Annotated in this window: 13 protein-coding genes; 6 read left to right on the forward strand and 7 right to left on the reverse strand. The window is 42.5% G+C overall.

Features of this window, described 5'->3' with window-relative positions; all coding sequences use genetic code 11:
• Both MORIYA_RS05445 and MORIYA_RS05450 read left to right on the forward strand, forming a co-directional pair.
• On the forward strand, window positions 1-2,934 hold the full coding sequence (locus MORIYA_RS05445) for a M16 family metallopeptidase (RefSeq protein ID WP_112713353.1): 2,934 nt from the start codon (window positions 1-3) through the stop codon (window positions 2,932-2,934).
• Window positions 2,935-2,984: 50 nt separating this feature from the next.
• The gene (locus MORIYA_RS05450; protein ID WP_112713355.1) at window positions 2,985-3,464 is read left to right on the forward strand and encodes an outer membrane lipoprotein; all 480 of its coding nucleotides are present in this window, start codon (window positions 2,985-2,987) and stop codon (window positions 3,462-3,464) included.
• A gap of 21 nt (window positions 3,465-3,485) precedes the next feature.
• On the opposite strand, the gene MORIYA_RS05455 is transcribed toward MORIYA_RS05450, so the two are convergent.
• The 5 genes from MORIYA_RS05455 to MORIYA_RS05475 are packed head-to-tail and all read right to left on the reverse strand — an operon-like array spanning window position 3,486 to window position 9,505.
• Window positions 3,486-3,782 carry a c-type cytochrome gene (locus tag MORIYA_RS05455; RefSeq protein ID WP_112713357.1) on the reverse strand — a complete coding sequence of 99 codons (297 nt, stop codon included), beginning with the start codon at window positions 3,780-3,782 and terminating at the stop codon, window positions 3,486-3,488.
• A 54-nt stretch (window positions 3,783-3,836) separates the two neighbouring features.
• On the reverse strand, window positions 3,837-6,533 hold the full coding sequence (locus MORIYA_RS05460) for a molybdopterin-dependent oxidoreductase (RefSeq protein WP_112713359.1): 2,697 nt from the start codon (window positions 6,531-6,533) through the stop codon (window positions 3,837-3,839).
• A 2-nt stretch (window positions 6,534-6,535) separates the two neighbouring features.
• A complete protein-coding gene (locus MORIYA_RS05465) occupies window positions 6,536-7,156 on the reverse strand; it encodes an arsenate reductase (azurin) small subunit (RefSeq protein WP_112713361.1) in 621 nt (206 codons plus the stop codon).
• Window positions 7,153-8,403, reverse strand: a complete 1,251-nt coding sequence (locus tag MORIYA_RS05470) for a cytochrome-c peroxidase (protein WP_112713363.1) — start codon at window positions 8,401-8,403, stop codon at window positions 7,153-7,155. Before MORIYA_RS05470 ends, MORIYA_RS05465 begins: the two co-directional genes overlap by 4 nt.
• A gap of 10 nt (window positions 8,404-8,413) precedes the next feature.
• A complete protein-coding gene (locus tag MORIYA_RS05475; RefSeq protein ID WP_112713365.1) occupies window positions 8,414-9,505 on the reverse strand; it encodes a cytochrome-c peroxidase in 1,092 nt (363 codons plus the stop codon).
• A gap of 348 nt (window positions 9,506-9,853) precedes the next feature.
• On the opposite strand from MORIYA_RS05475, the gene MORIYA_RS05480 reads away from it, so the two are divergent.
• From MORIYA_RS05480 to MORIYA_RS05490, 3 genes are all read left to right on the forward strand, one after another.
• Complete coding sequence (locus MORIYA_RS05480) at window positions 9,854-12,184, forward strand: HEAT repeat domain-containing protein (RefSeq protein WP_112713367.1); 2,331 nt, start codon at window positions 9,854-9,856, stop codon at window positions 12,182-12,184.
• Window positions 12,185-12,311: 127 nt separating this feature from the next.
• Window positions 12,312-14,876 (forward strand): PAS domain S-box protein, encoded by a 2,565-nt coding sequence (locus MORIYA_RS05485; protein WP_112713369.1) that lies wholly within the window; start codon window positions 12,312-12,314, stop codon window positions 14,874-14,876.
• 1 nt (window position 14,877) lies between these two features.
• Window positions 14,878-16,236 (forward strand): sigma-54-dependent transcriptional regulator, encoded by a 1,359-nt coding sequence (locus MORIYA_RS05490; protein ID WP_112713371.1) that lies wholly within the window; start codon window positions 14,878-14,880, stop codon window positions 16,234-16,236.
• An 81-nt stretch (window positions 16,237-16,317) separates the two neighbouring features.
• On the opposite strand, the gene MORIYA_RS05495 is transcribed toward MORIYA_RS05490, so the two are convergent.
• Window positions 16,318-16,521, reverse strand: coding sequence for a cold-shock protein (locus tag MORIYA_RS05495; RefSeq protein WP_006033612.1), 204 nt, complete (start codon window positions 16,519-16,521; stop codon window positions 16,318-16,320).
• Between the two features lie 233 nt (window positions 16,522-16,754).
• Between MORIYA_RS05495 and MORIYA_RS05500 the strand changes: the two genes are divergently transcribed.
• Entirely contained in the window at window positions 16,755-17,033 is a 279-nt protein-coding gene (locus MORIYA_RS05500; protein WP_112713373.1) for a hypothetical protein, read from the forward strand.
• A 2-nt stretch (window positions 17,034-17,035) separates the two neighbouring features.
• Here MORIYA_RS05500 and MORIYA_RS20760 read toward each other — a convergent pair whose 3' ends face one another.
• Window positions 17,036-17,179: a hypothetical protein gene (locus MORIYA_RS20760; RefSeq protein ID WP_162629235.1), complete on the reverse strand. Its 144-nt coding sequence runs from the start codon at window positions 17,177-17,179 to the stop codon at window positions 17,036-17,038.
• Window positions 17,180-17,372: the final 193 nt, after the last annotated feature.

The raw sequence follows: 17,372 nt of genomic DNA on the forward strand, positions 1-17,372 counted from the left end.
ATGTTATTTAGAGCTATACCAATCACAACACTTGCAGTAATAATCAGCCTACTCAGTGCCTGTGGTAGTTACCAAAACAACGACCTAAACACCCATAAGAAAGAAACAGAAAAAGTAGTAACAACTCAAACTTACCAATCTCAAGATCAGTTACCAATGCGTCCCGATTTGATTACCTATCAATTAGATAATGGACTCGATATTCTATTGTTACCAAGAAGCAAGTCAGGTGTCGAGCTTAGGTTATTGGTAAACTCAGGTTCATTACATGAAACAGATCAACAACTGGGACTCGCTCATTTTGTTGAACATATGGCATTTAAAGGGACACGTAATTTTCCTGACAAACAGAGCTTTTTGGCACTAGAATCTCAAGGCTTAATGCTGGGCAGCCATATTAATGCCGCGACCAGTTTTAATACCACCGTTTATCGCCTGTCATTACCGGATAACAACAATACTGAATTAGCCCTAAATGTCTTATCAGACTGGGCAAGTGAAATTAGTTTTGATAACGACGCATTTAATGCAGAACGCGAAGTTATTGTCGAAGAATGGCGGTTACACCAAGGCAGCGCTTACCGAATTAACAACCAGTTAGAAACTTTGCGCTACCAGGGTAGCCGTTTTGCTCACCGTAATACTATCGGTGACATTAACATAATCCGTCATGCGCCAGTCAGCCAGGCTAAAGCTTATTATAAACGTTGGTACCAGCCCCAACGCATGACACTTGTTGTAACCGGGAGCTTTGATCAAACCGATATAAAAAAACAAATTAATGATTATTTTGCAAATAAACCCGCGGGTAACACACCTGCCGAACCTAGCAGTTGGCATCAATTTAAGCATAATTCACAACTTGAAAGTAAGTTAATTTTCGACCCGGAACGCGCGGGTAGAATGCTACAACTGACCTTACAAAATGACCTACCATCAGCACTTAATACCACGAATGGCCAGTGGCGAGATCTCATTGAGTCAACCTGGATTGCAGTGCTTAATCAGCGTCTTGATATTCTCACTGACCACGATAAAATTAAATTTGCTCGAATGAATAGTAAAAGTAGTTTATTGAATGCTAACCGAGTTCAAGCATTACTCATCGCGAAACCTAAAGGTGATGATTACGCCGACACCTTTGCGATTTTAACGCGAGAACTGCAACGTCTAGCAACAGAACCGGTTACACAAGCCGAACTCGATAACGTGGCTGATATATACATAGCAAAACTATCCCGCCAAGCCGCCAATGAACAAGCATATGAAAATAGTTACCTTGCTGATCGTCTTGTAAATTCAGTATCTAATCATATGCCGATGCTCAACAAGCAACAAGAACTGGCGATGGCAATCCAGTGGTTAGAAGCGCTAACACCCGAGCATTTACAAGCATCTGTCATTGAAACATTAACGAATAGTGCACCCAAAATCGCTATTATCGGGCCTGATATCGACAAAGGCAAAATAACGGCATCTGAATTAACCCATATCTGGCAACAAGCTCGCCAATCGGTACCTGGACCTTTTACTTTAGAAGCCAAGACACAAGATCTGCTCATTACAGCCCCTGATGCCATAAAAACAACCCAAGCACTCAACACGAAAACCATTTTGTTGAACCAAACTGGAAAAAATAAAGCATTAACTGAACAATTAACCTTAGAAAACAACATGACGGTTGTCATTCATTCAGACTCGAATTTGCAAGGTGATGTACAATTCGATCTTAAAATAAAAGGCGGTAATTCGTTAGCAAGTAACAAACAACTGGGCTCAGTTAATTGGGCATTAAACCTAGCTGAACGCTGTGGTTACGGTGGTTATAGTGCACGTCAACTCGCGAAGTTTTCTCGTAAGGAAGACCTCTTAGTTAACGCATACAGCCAGCAGCTATATCATGGATTTCGCGGTAAGGCACCTGCCGATAATATGAATAAGTTACTTAGTTTAATCTACTTAAAACTAAGCAGTCCAAACAGCTGCACTGATAAATTGGCTAACATGCAAGAAAGCTATTATTTAGGTCAAACCAAGTTACCGGCAGAACGTAAATTCTATAATGCACTGACCACAGCCAGCTTTAATCAAAGTCAGCGTTTAGTGTCTTCAGCATCCGGTCCTTGGAACAAATTTACAAGTCAGCAACTGCACACATTATATCAACAACTATTTTCTCATCCCGAACAGATGCAACTGACTATTTCTGGACCCGTTGATATTGAGCGACTAAAACCATTATTATCTCAATGGCTAGGTAACATAGTTACGATACCAGAGACGACAGATCACGCCATAAATATAAGTGAAAAACAAGAACAACAAGGCTGGCTAGACCACAACATTAAGCCGCTTAATCAAGCTATGCAGCAAACGTTTGCGATTGGCAGCAGTCCAAAAGCGATGGTGCAAATACATTACAGTGCTGACACACAATGGACATTACAACGTCAACTCGGATTACAGTTGATTGATGAAATGACTAACTTAAGATTGCGTAATAAAATTCGCGGTGAGGCATCCGGTGTTTATGTTATCAACATGTCTCAGTTATTAGCCAAATACCCTAGTGCCTATTATTTTGCACGTCTAAACTTCACTAGCGCACCCGAACGGGCAGGAGAATTAGCTCAATTAGCAAATAAAGAAATACAAAAGATCGCACGTAAGGGTTTCTCTTTTGCCGAGCTTAAGCAAGCAAAAAAAACCTGGCTACTGGCTCAACATCAGCGTGAGAAATATAGCAGTTACTGGCTACAAGCATTAAGTCAACGAACCATCGAAGACGGGATCACCAATCTCAATGAACTAACTCAATTGAATACGATTGTATCCGAAATGAGTATCGAAACTATTAATCAAATAGCAAATGAACTTATGGGGCATGCACAAAAAACGTTTATTTTAATGCCTAAACCTCTTCCTATGGTGTAAGAAGGATCATTGTTACTACACTTACTATATTGAAATGAAATCGAGAATTAATGATGAGACTCCATATTTCAACATTAGTAGTAATATTACTTATAACAGGGATCGAAACAGGCTGCGTAGGTAACCCTTATGGTGATACCTACGCTGTCAGCGATACTCGGCAAATACAGCATGTTTCTTACGGTGTAATCATTCGCGCAGCACCAGTCAACATTGAGGGCGATAAAGGCAGTAGTACCGTTGGCACCATTGCAGGTGGCGCGGTGGGTGGTATATTAGGGTCTAAAATCGGTGGTGGTTCTGGCTCAGATATTGCGGCAATAGGCGGGGCTATTTTGGGAGGAGTTGCAGGTAATAAAGCAGCTCAAGGGCTCACGAAACGTCACGGCGTTAATTTAACCATCAAACTGGATTCCGGTAAAACGATTGCTGTGGTACAAGAAATAAACCCAAATATGTTATTTAGAACAGGTCAGCGGGTACAAATAAACCAGCAAGGTGGCACAGCGCGGGTTGTTCCGCTTAATTAATCACGCAGTACCACGCTCGATTTATTTAAGACTCGCGTAATAAGCAGCTACATTAACAATATCAGCATCCGATAATGCCATGACCATGCCTTTCATGGTTGGATCTGGGCGCTTACCAGATTTAAAATCTTTCAGCTGTTTCACCAGATACATAGCTTTTTGTCCGGCTAGGTTCGGGTACATAGGGATCGATGAGATCCCCGCGACACCATGACAGGCCATGCACATACCGGTTTTAGCCTTACCAGCCTCGATATCAGCAGCTATCGCTGGTATTGTAACCAGTCCGGCTAAGATTAATAATGCTATTTTTTTCATGTCTTACCTCCTTAATTCAGGCCTTAAAAGAGGGCTGTTGCCAGCCCGTTTTATTTAAATGATATTTCGCGGTGCAAAAGAGAAAGCGCGGAATTCATGTTTATATTTAGACTCACCAATTTTCCTGATCTTCGATACACCCATTTTAAAATTGTAGTTACCACTGATCTGGTCAACAACTCGCGTAGTGAGTGAATTTGACGGCTGGCGCATATCGATCATGTTGGCATACAACGCCCCCTGCTTGGTTGCAGACGTCACAATAGCCACCGCAGTCACCGCGGCTTTATCAAGCTGGATATGACCGTTCTTCAGCAAGCTGCTAAATTGGAAATCATCGCCTTTTACACCTAGGATCGTGTCTTTAAAATTAGCCACTCGATCAGAATACATCATCACTTGGTCGCCCGATTCAATGCCACGTTTCTTCGCATCTTCAGGATGGATCTCAACCCAGTTTTCCGGCCAACGTTGTTGCACATATGCACGACGTTCAACATCATCAAAACCAGACTGCCAAATTTCGTTAACACGCCCATTAGAGAACCACAGCTCATCTTCTCTTGGTTGCAACCAAGCATAAAAATCACTGAACAGATCCCAAGGGTGTTTCTGCAGATTGATCTTACCTGTTTGGCTATTAAAAGCCGTTAACTGTTTCTTCAATACGTTTTGACCTTGTGGCCCATTCGTTAAACCTTTTTCAGCTAATGTTTCAGCGGTCATTTCAGTATCATGTAAACGTTTAGTACCCACTAACTTTTTAGTATCGTAATTATAGAACACCGGTCCTTGAATACCTTCAGTGCCATATTCTCTGAGTTTTTGATGTAAGGTTTTACCTTCGATATGAGCAGCCACTTTTATCATATGGAAATCTTTACGACTACCCCGGCTAAAGCGGGATGCTTCTTCCGCTACATCGTTAGACGTTTCCCAATCAAAACCGTCAAAGCCCATGCGTTTCGCCAATTGACCAACAATCCACCAATCAGGTTGTGCTTGCCCTGGCGCATCATTGAATTTTTGATAAAGGCGCAGACGTCGCTCGCCATTGGCACGCATAAAGTCTACCTCACCCCAAGTGGCGGCAGGGAAAACGATATCTGCAAACTTAGCACCAATTGGATCACGTAAATAAATATCTTGGTTGATCACCACCATACCGCCAGAGTCCGCACGTTTTTTCAAAGTATCGATGATCTCTTGCTTATCATAGCTATAGACTTGATGTGGGTTCGAGGTGACTAATTCCCAGAATTTCTTCTGTAGGCCTTGGCTACCGCACATAGACTGGATCCACGTGGTACCAATAACATGCGCAAAACGGGTATGACCTGAATATAAATAACGGTCAGTATCCAATGCTCTACGACGACGCCCAGGGAGTTTTTCAGGTGATTTATTGCGGGGTAATTTACCGCCTGATTGACCACCACGTTGGTGACCACCAAAACGACCCACAACGCGCCCTTCACGACCACCAGCACCGACAACTGTTGCTAACGTTGCAATAGCATTGGTATTGGCCGTATTGTTTGACCAGTAAAAGCCTTTCTCAATACCAATCGATGTTTTTGGACGCACGCCATTCACCGGTTTCGCCATCATTTCAGCAGCTTTATAGATCTTAGCCACATCAATACCGGCCATTTTCGCTGCGTATTTCGGATCAAATTCGTCTTGTGCTTGGTTCCATTTTTTATAATCTTCAAAACCGTCAGTTTGGAATTTGCCCCAAGTGGTACGCCACTGCCAAGGCGTATTACGGGTACCCTGACCAAAACCAGAGTTAGATTCCCATTTGTTATTTACCCATTTATCAATCCATTCATCATCTTGCCAACCATTGTCCATAATCACGCGTAATATCGCACCAATAACGAGGTTGTCAGAACCTGGGTTAAGATCGATATGTAAACCGCCATGTTTTTTCATGTAAACAATACCGGCGGTTTCTCTTGGATTTAAGATCACGGTTTTCATACCGCGCTGAATAGCCGGCATCATGAACTGGGTAAACAAGATGGTCTTAGTTTCATACGGGTCGGTACCGCACACCATTAACGTATCGGCGGCGCCCCAATCGTCATAACTTGGGCCAAAATTATCAAAACCCGCATCACGGAAACCCGGTGTAGAGGTTACGTCCGACGGCGTATCATGGAAACTAAAGTTAGCCGTATTAATATGACGTAATGCATATTTGGTGATCGCATAGGTATTCTCAATATATTGATAAGAGTAGGTTTTCACGCAATAGGCATTGGCACCATGTTTATCAATAACATAACTACCCACCTCAGCAGCAATATCCAAGGCAAAATCCCAAGGCACAGGTTGTAAACTACCACCGATCCGCACTAACGGTTGGGTTAAACGGTCACGCGTGCCCGTTGCTGGGTTATACACCTTCTGCGCTAATAAGCCACCGCGCATGGAAGAGTCACCCATCTTATTAACCACAGTGCTGTCTTTGTCTGGCACGATGATAATATGATGCGGCTTGCCAAGGTGCATGACGACATTATGTTGTGATGGCGCAACCCAGGCTTGCAGTGGCGCACTGGGAAAATCGATACCAAAGGCATTTTCGCTGGCTTTTTGGCCGCCACTGGCTTTTTCAATTGGCCAACGATACACTTTGTAACCACAAGCCACGATACAATAATCGCATGCTGTGGTGATCACTTCTGCATACGTTGGTGGCAACGGCGCATGGTCTTCTGGAATATAAAAATTAGTAGTCATAATTAAGCCCCCTGCCTGGCAATAATATTATCTGTGCGACCGAATAACAGGCCCATAATGCCCACGGCATAAATGTCATCACCATCTTGTTCAAGCAATACTTGCGGTAGACTTTCATACGCTTGACCCGACACAATAATACCGTGACGGCGTAGATCAAATGTCGATAAATGGAATGGACATTGCCCTAATACGCGATGCTCACCAACCACTTTGTATTGACCATCAAGTGGCCCACCTTGATGAGTACACATTAATGAGAAGGCGACAATATCTTGCTTAACACCAAGGCCCCCCCCTGCTTTAACGCCCATTCTGGTCACGATTGCGCGTGAGTTAGGACCATTATCCGGATAATTAAAGTTAATTGGCTCATTGAGTTTCATTTCGCTAATTTTGGCAATTAGCTGTCGAGGATAACCCACGATTCGCGCTCGCACACTTTGTGCCTGAGCCGTACCTGGGAACATGGACAGTGACACCACACTCGCGGTACTTGCCAGCGCACCGCTATACATTAAAAAGTCACGACGTGAGACCATGCATTTTTGATGCTCTTCTGCACTTTCTGATTTCATTTTCTCTTTACGCTCTGCATTGCGTTTTTTTCTGTCAAAGATCATTTTGTCGCCTCCGCAAGTTGTTGTTCGGTAAATAGACGCTGATAAGGAGGTAGCTCTGGATAATCCATGGTGATACGCTCACCAGAAAAAGCACCTAAGAATGCCAACAAGTCTGATTTTTCATTCGCAGTTAAACCCAGTGGTTTGATTAGCTCACTTTTAGTCGCTGGATAACCGGTCGAGCGGCCATCAGCAGCGATCCCTCCACGGTCATAAAAATCAACCACATCGGCCAAAGTTGCTAACGTACCATTATGCATATAAGGGGCGGTATATTGGGTATAACGTAAGCTCGGGGTACGGAATTTACCCTTCATGTCTTTGCGTTTGCCGCGGAAATAAACCCCAGGATCGGCTTTGGTTGTTCGGTACATTTTCTCGTTAGAGCCTTTCGCATACAGTTCATAGCGGAAAGTGATCTGCGCAAGCGCTTCTGAATCCCAACGTAAGTTAGTCGGTACACCAACGTTGTAGTATTTCTGATCACTGGCTAATGCACTATTATGGCAAGCAATACATTGTGCTTTACCTTCAAATAAGGTTTTACCCTTGAGTTGCTGTGCCGATAATGCCGTTTCATCGCCCATCAAGTAGTTATCTAACGGCGTATCAGTTTGTATTAGCGTACGTTCAAATGCCGCCATGGCTTTCCAAACATTACTGACCTTCGGATAGTTATCACCAAATACTTGATTAAAACTCGTCACATATTCAGGAATAAGCGCTAAACGAGCTTCCATAATGTCATCTTCACCATTGCCAGCAACCGCACCTTTCGCCGCGCTCTTCGCCTGACTTTCTAGGGATTTACTTGAGCCGGCCCAGAATAATTTGCCATAATAAGCAGCGTTAATGATGGTTTGACTGTTACGCCAATGCACAGTACCCGGATAACCAATAGAAAGATCGGTCGGTACATCCCAACCTAAATCTGGCAGGTGACAAGCGACGCAAGGTGTTGAACCATCACCACCAATGCGGCCATCAAAGAACAGCTTTTTACCTAACGCAATTTTTTCATCTGTCATGGGGTTATCAGCTGGAACCGGTACGGCACCAAGTGGCGCTAATGCGGGTAATATCATGCCATTTAGCGTGATAGGTTTTAATGATGCGGCGACCATCTCTGCCGTGATCACATTTTTATCTGCCTTAATGTTCTTATCGTCTTGCTGCGCGCATGCTGGAACTGTGGTAATTGTCAGCAATAACGCAGCCATAGTAGACAAGTTGATTTTAATGCTCATCTCGTCCTCCTTAGTTTTTAGCATTTTGCCAATCGGCAATGGGTGCATAGTTATAATCAGACTGAGTCCAAACGTGCTTTTCAGTCGTTAATGGTTCACTTGACAGCGACTTCAAAAATGCAACCAAGGCTTTTTGTTCTTGCCACGTCAAATTCAACGGTTTTAAACGGCTGTCTTTGTTGCTGTCCTCACCACCACCGGTATTATAAAACGCCACCACATCTTGCAGGGTTTCCATCATGCCGTTGTGCATATAAGGTGCTGTTTGCTGTAATTCACGCAATGTTGGGGTCATAAATTTACCCATATCAGAACCATCGGCTTTATGGGTTTGCACATGCGCACCCACATCACGTTTCAAGTTCATGTAATTTTCATTACCCATGAACATGTTAAAGGCGATAAAGGTGTGATGACGTAGAGGGTCACGGAAAATATCGAGGTTTTCTTCAACACCGGTATTGTGAGGTTTGCCATCACTTAATAAAGGTCCATTGTGGCATCGCACACAACCCGCTTTACCGGTAAATACAGCTTGACCTTTAAGGGCGAGTTCTGACATCTCACCTTGATCAAATGGCGTGGTATTGGAGGTTAATGTTTTGAGAAACTCAGGAATCGCTTTACGAATAGAACCATTAGAAGGCTCACCATAACCCGCGGCTTTAAACATGCTCACATACACAGGATCTTGCTTAACACGCTCTTGCATCAAACGCATATCCATGTTCATTAACCAATCTTCAGTTAACATTTCACGCGTTACATCGTTTAAATTAGTACCGATACGACCGTCATGAAACCATATTTGTTTATAAGCGGTATTAATCAATGTCGGAACATTACGAAAACCTTTACTGCCGGGATAAGCAGGCGCTAACGCATCAGGGTGAGAGAAACCACTGTCAGGTTGATGGCATGATGCGCAAGATAGCGCCCCGTCACCGGACAAACGTGGATCATAAAATAGACGTTTACCTAGTTCTGCTTTTACGGCATTCACTTTCAATGTTGGTAGCGCACCAAACTCGCTGGTATGAGTCGCGGCCCAGCTAGAAAATGATAACGAAATAGCAGCAGTAAGGATCAGCGTTTTTTTCATTATAAAGCTCCTTTGCTTCCTATCAATTGGAATAACATTAATCACAATGGGGTATTAGCATAAACTAGGCCAAAACAACGAAATTAAATAAAATCATATATAACAGCAGGTTAAACTAAAACGTGAGTGAGTTAACATCGTTGGATCTGTAACGTTTTATTAAATAATAAAATGTATAGTTGAATGAATCGTTAAATTATCCGGTATGTAATAAAACAGACAGAACAAGGATTTACCTCCCAAGCCACGCAATCACTGGTGATTCAACAAATAATCTATTTCGGCATGTTTTATGCTATACACCTGATATAGATAAATGCAGAGAGAGTGAATCGAATGAATTCCAACATGACACAGACAAATGCAGCTATTAATGAATTAAGTAAATTACTGGAAACTGGTGACGAAGCGCAGCGTTGCTATTCAGCCCGGGCGATAAGTGCAGCTAAAATAACCACGGTTACCCCAGCGCTTAACGCGTGTTTATATCATCAAGACCCTGATGTGGTAATTGATGCAGCAACTGCTCTTGCCACAGTTTGTGCTGGTGATTTAGATAGCTTACAAGATGTGGCGATTAACCATCCGGATAGCGACGCACGATTAGCAGCATTATCGGCTATCACAAAACAATATAACAACGAACCACAACGGGTTGTCGACACGCTGACCCGTTTTGCAACAGGTCGCACCGAGAAAGATGATTTGGGACTCAGCGGTGACTGGGATGATTGGTGGGATCTGCAATTAACCGCGGTACAATTACTCAGTTCAATTCAAACTACACAGAACAGCGATTTGTTCGGTAGTTTGTTTATTGAGTTATTAACCCAAGATCCAGAACCCGAGCTTGAATTGGCGCTTTATCGTGCGTTAGTCGATTTCCAACCTCAGATTTTATTACAGCACTGGACCACAGCACGAAAAATGAAGCAACGCCGACTTGCCCGTGCCTTTGCCAGCAGCGCAACCACCGCAGCACTCGATCATATGGCAGCTTGTTTAAAGTGCGACGATAGTGAGATAAAAAAAATAGCGCTCAAAGCCCTTGCTACCCATGGCCAGGGTCAAAATGTACAAGCCTATTTAGCTGACATCATTGCGTGCTTGAGCGACAGCGAACCCAGTGTCCAAGAGGCTGCAACATCCACACTCAATCAACTAAATCAATTAGCCACGTTACAACCAACGAGGTTAATGCCATTCATCAAACAAGCACCTGATTCAAGTTTACCGAGTTTAATCAATTTACTTTCCCGCCAAAATGATAAATTAACCACAGCAGACATTGACTGGCTGCAACCATTACTCACACACAGTGATAACAACATCAAAATTGCCATCATCAACTGCTTTTCAACACTGACTGAAGCACAAATAATAGATTATTCGGATGTCTATTTAACGGCATTAAATAGCTGTTTAACGGCAATACAAGATCGTTATTTACCTCTGTATCAGCGCGCACAATTACTCCGACAGTTAAGCCAATTTAAACAACATGCAGACCTGTCATTCCCGGTATTGAAAGCACTGCTGGAGAACGATGAAACCGATGTAGCCCTACGCCAATCGGCATTAGAAGCCATCACCAGCGAAACCAATGACGACAGCCTAAAATGGCTAAAACAACTGTTACTTGGCCTTGCCTCACAAGAGGATACCATCGCCATTACCCAAGTTGATGACGTTGATGTTAGTGCTGAGAACAGTGATAACAAACCTGAAAAAACAGCAGGTCGCATTAAGCTAGAAGCACTATTAGCTAAACATGGCGATAAATTTCCCGAAGACCAAGGATTTGATAATGCCCCAGTATCAACACTGGCGGCAATTCAGCAATCTAACATTGAGGCAACCCTCATATCGGCAGATGACAAACCCGATGATCAGACCTTGCTGGAAATGATTGACGGCCTCGATGATGAATTTACCGACTACAGTAACATTGTGCGCGACCATCTCGATACCGGTGAAAATCTGGCATTAAATCGTAAAAAAATTGCCCGTTTACCACAAACCGACAGTAAACTATTAGCGATCAGAGCGCTCGGCCACAGTAAAACTGAATCTGCTGCAGGCTTGCTGATTGAAGCAATGCTCGGCGCGACGCCGAAAGAACAGCATGAGTTATTTCAAGCGTTAACCAATATCGCCAAGCATCACGACTATAAAGTATTGAGAAATGGGATTGGTGCCGCAGGTTATACCCTGCATTATGGTGATCCATTATGTAAGCAATCTGCTGCGCAGTTTTTAACTCACATGCCGCTAAACAAAGCCCTGCCAATATTACTGGTTGGTGCCGATGACGAAAATGAACACGTTCGAGTCTGCTGCTTAACAGCACTCAAGGACCAATTAGAAAGCAAACGCTTATTACAGCGCCACCAGCAGCAAACTGGTGACATTATCGCCAAGAAAATACACGATCCAGCTGGCGGAGTACGTAAGTTAGCCCTGCAAATTTTAGCTAAAATCGACTTATCAAAATACCTCCCCGTATTAATTGAATTAGCGGTTAGCGATCAAGAAAGTAATGTAATCGCAGCGCCCTTGTTCTTTGCCAAACAACAACAAGCACTGGCAATTTTAACCGACAATATTGCTACATATAGCGACCATCGACAACCATTATCGATTCAACTTGCAGGCCATTTACTTGCATTTACTGCATAACGTGATATAACGCAATTCATTAATTTATTTAGTGTAAGTATTATCAATGGCACCGGGATTAGGTGCCATTTTTTATCACACTCATTTAGTCAAGAAACTGGCTGTAATTGCTTTAAATGGATCTTTTATGCGCTCTGAATACTCGGGTAATAATATGGACATAACCACTAACCACAAAAAATTTTCTAAAGACTTAGCCTATTGGTTATTACCTTGTTGGTTAGTTATTTTTATTATCATGATGATCCACTACTCGCTAAACATTGCAAAGGACAAGCAATACTCATTACACAATGAACAAGTGATTGTTGAGTTAATCGAAAAACTACTGAATGATAGCCTAAATAGCATGACATCCGATGCCCTCATGCTGTCTTATATTGCGAAACAGATATCAATAGATGACAGTAATACGGCACCGTTAACCAATTATTTTATTGAATTAAGTAAAAATGATGATAATTACGAGCAAATCCGTTTTATAGACATACAAGGTTACGAACGTATTCGTGTTAATAATATCTCAAATAAAATTTACACGGTTGATAGCCAAGATCTACAAAATAAATCAAAACGTTATTACTTTCAAAAGACCATGCAACTGAGTCAAGGCAATGTCTATATCTCGCCGATGGATCTGAATATCGAAGCAGGTCAAATCCAACAGCCACTTAATCCCACTATCCGGATTGGCGTGCCGGTTTTTAATATCCAAGATGAAAAAATAGGCGCGATAATTTTAAATTACAAAGGCCGTAAACTGATTAATCGCTTATTACATATCTCGCCCAATTTTATTGAGCATTTATACATACTCAATGCGGAAGGCGTCGCGATTATTCAACCGGTTACATCAGCGCTATCTACGCTTACATCGAAACATAAGTCACCCGATACACCACCGCCATTTCAATTCAATACCAGCAAGCAACTGAGTGACGAGTTACTCGAGCTTATGAGCCAGAAACATCAAGGACAGATATTACTTCAAGACAGCTACATCACCTTCACGCAAACGTTTTCTAATCGCAGTGGCCGTTGGACGATTGCCTCAGTATTTCCCAAGCAACGCTTTAATTTAGCCCGTATCGCCTTTGCCGATAATTACATGCTGCTCTATATTACCTTAACGATGGTCCTCAGTTCTTTGATTTTTCTGTTCCGCTATCACTACCAACAAACCAACAACCTACGTGAGCAACAGGCATATGATAAACAATTCAGATTAACGTTAGAGAACATCCAGTTTATTGCGGTATCCATTAACAGTGATGGCATCATTACTTTTTGTAATGACTTTTTCTTAAACTTGGTTGGTTATCAAAAACATCAAGTCATTGGCAAATGCTGGGTTGATACTTTCATTCCGCAAAAGCTACAACAGCAAGCAGCAGAGGCGTTGAAGCAAGCACTAGTACAAGAGTTAAATCAAACCAAAGTCGAAACTGTAGTACAAACAAATTGCGGTGAAGTGGTCTTGGTTTCATGGAGCAGTACCTATTCTAAAGCCCACGGTAATAATCTCGCCACAGCCACCTTTATTGGTGAAGATGTCACAGAACATAAAATGGAACAGGACCAACTGCAGCGCTTAAGTCACGCCGTAGAGCAAAGCCATAACTCGGTCATGATCACCGAGATCACAGGTGAAATCATCTATGTAAACCCGGTATTTTGCGAACTCACCGGTTATAAAAAACATGAAGTACTGGGTATCACGCCTAAGTTTCTACAATCCGGCGAAATGCCAGAAGTCGGTTATGACAGCCTTCGACAAACTATTCAACGTGGTGACGAATGGCGTGGTGAATTCCATAATAAGAAAAAGAACGGCGACTTATTTTGGGAACGAGCGCGTATATCGCCAGTCAAAGACAGTGCTGGCAATGCCCTGTATTTTGTTGCGGTAAAACAAGATATTACCAAAGAGAAACAGCTTGCTCATGAAATGCAGGAACAAGAAGCATTACATGCAAAACAAGACAAACTGGCGGCAGTAGGTAAAGTCGTCAACATGATCGCCCATGATTTAAGAAACCCGCTGAGTTCGATCAAAATGGTACTGCAGATTTATGCGCGTAAAGAACAAGATGAGTTGTTTGATATCTCACTTGAGCAAGTGCGTTACATGGAAGCTATTTTGGAAGACTTACTGTCCTACTCTAGACCTGAACAATTTAAACCCGAATGGCTTGATTTAAATAAACTGGTTGAATTTGCCGTTAATAGTCAACGCCGTCTGGCGAAAGAAAAAGACGTGGCGATCGAATTTAGCTACCCGCACAACTTGCCGACTGTGTATGCCGACCCGATCAAATTACGCCAAGCACTGCAGAATTTGCTCGTTAATGCGATTCAGGCGGCAGAAACCAGCGAGCAAGCTTGCCCTTTAGTCACGGTCACGACTAACATCTTACTCACTGATTCCAACTCGATGATCTTAATTGATATTAGCAATAATGGAACATCCATCGACCCTTGTATGGTCAGTAAAGTATTTGAACCTTTTTATACTACCAAGGCAAAAGGCACAGGGTTAGGCTTGGCTATCGTGCAAAAGATCATTGAAAGCCACAAAGGCAGTGTACGTTTAAAACCCATCAATCCGATTGGTACTTTAGCGCAGATACAATTACCGTTATCTAACCACATAAGTGAGCCAATTTCACCGATTAAGGACGTAATTAACTAATATGTGTAAATTGCTTATCGTCGACGATGACAAAGGTATCCGTCGTACGCTTGAATTACATTTTAATACGCAACAACATGATGTTAAAACAGCGAATAGTGTCGATGATGGCCTTGCTATCGCGCAAATATTTTCTCCCAATATCATTATTCTCGATATTCGGATGGAAGGTAAATCAGGTTTAGAAGGCATCAGTGAATTCAAACAGCTCTGCCCGAATGCCCGTATTATTATGATCACCGCGTTTCATGATATGCAAAGTACCATTGAAGCGATGCAAAATGGCGCGGATGAATACATTCATAAACCGTTAGATCTTGATGAAATTGATGCCGCGGTTGGCTCTGCGTTACAGTTGCAAAATAACAGTAATCTTGATGCCATCAATATTCCGGACAGCAGTGGTAACTCGATTGTTGGTTGCTCTAAAGCCATGAAAGAGATATTCAAAAACATTGGTCGAGTGGCGATGACCAAGGCATCCGTCATGATCACCGGTGAATCTGGTACCGGTAAAGAAATGGTGGCCAAAGCTATTCATAATGCTGGTAATAAAACAGCGCAACCTTTTGTCGCAATCAACTGTGCGGCGTTGGTCGAAACCTTGCTGGAATCAGAAATGTTCGGTCATAAGAAAGGCTCGTTCACAGGTGCGGTTAGCGACCACATGGGGAAGTTTGAACAGGCTCAAGATGGTACCTTGTTTTTGGATGAAGTGGGTGAATTAGCGGGATCTATTCAGGCTAAATTACTGCGCGTACTACAAGAAAAAGAATTTACGCCAGTAGGTGGTAAGCTGTCACTAACCACCAATGCGCGCATCATCTGTGCCACTAATATCAATTTCCAACAGGCTATTAAAGATAAAACCTTCCGTGAGGATCTGTTTTATCGCTTACAAGTAGTACGTATTCACATTCCGCCACTACGAGAACGTAAAGAAGATTTACCACTCCTGATCCCGGCCCTATTGGCGCGGATTAACCGTGACTTGGATACCCAAATTAATCAGGTAGCCCGCGATGCGATGGAAGCGCTTTGTGCCTACGATTGGCCGGGTAATGTGCGCGAATTGGAAAACTTGCTAACCAAAGCGATAGCGTTATGCCCTGGGAAAATACTCACCCTAGATCTATTTGAAAGCATTAGTCCACAACCAGTAGACGTTTATAGCGGTAACACGACTTTTTCAGGCCAGTCTCCACAGCAGGATATCGCCGAGTTAAGCTTGCATGATCTTGAGTTGCAGTACACAGTCGAAGTACTCGAACGCGTTGCAGGCCATAAAGGTAAAGCGTGTGACATTTTAAAAATCAGTCGCCCTAAACTGCAACGTATTCTTGATCGTATTGAAGCTTAAGCTTGTTTCGTAGACTACTACATCTAGCCAATAAAAAAGGATTAATCCCATTGGTGATTAATCCTTTTACTAATCGTAAACTTAAATTGCAGTTACATTAGTAGCGCAAGGCCCTTTTTGCCCGCTACCCACTTCAAACTCCACTTTCTGGCCATCTTCTAATGTTGCATAACCAGATGTTTGAATTTCGGAATGATGCACAAACAAATCATTACCGCCTTCGTCAGGGGTGATAAATCCAAAACCTTTGTCTGCATTAAACCACTTAACTGTACCTCGACTCATAACGCTTTTTTCCTCAACTGACTTTGTGTCTGAATTAAGCTTAGTTGAGGCGGACTTTTTGTCCAGTTTAGAATACGTCCTTGTGTGTTCCGATGTCGTAAAGTGTGTTAGATTTGTTATTCATAATATGCACAAATCGAGACGTCCTGCTTCACAAAGATTATGAATTAAGAATTAATAATCTTCAAATTAATTGTAGATGCACAGGTTTACTCGGAAATAGGGGGATTGAAATGATAAGGCTGTTAATTATTTTTATTGTGTTCCTAATTGCATGGCTACTATTTGGAGTGTGGGGCAGCAAGGCAACACTAGAGGAAGCAAGAACAATAGGCCTTCAAGAGGCAAGCTCCCACATTGATAACCCTATCTTATTAGAAGATTACACCTTAGCTAAAGGCATCCCTAAAGAGGCGCTAGATTTTTTAATAGAGGAAGGTAAGATCCCTTTCTATCATTGGCGGCAGTACACATACATTGAAAACCGTGAACTGGTGGTTGTTAAAAAATAGACTTAACGACGCCAAATAAAGTGCTCACCAATGTCTAGAGTTGGTGTTGATTTGGCACTGAGCCGTGCGATATGGGTTTTACGCTCATTCACTTTAAGTTTCAGTGTTATTTCTAAAATATGGCGATCATTATATTCGCTAAACATTGTTGAACAATTCGGTCTCGAACTGTGGGGATCCCCAGTAACCTTATGCCGCCATCGTCTTTAGCGATCTCAACACGTCTTACGAGGCTCGCTTGATAGCGTTTTTCTTACAGTTCGAGTAATAATCTGTTGAGCTCTGCTGCTGATTTTGTTTATATTGGTTAGGTTTATTTCGTTGTCGCACTAAGTTTTC

Origin of the sequence: Moritella yayanosii (genome assembly GCF_900465055.1) — a bacterium.
GTDB classification, from domain to species: Bacteria; Pseudomonadota; Gammaproteobacteria; order Enterobacterales; family Moritellaceae; genus Moritella; species Moritella yayanosii.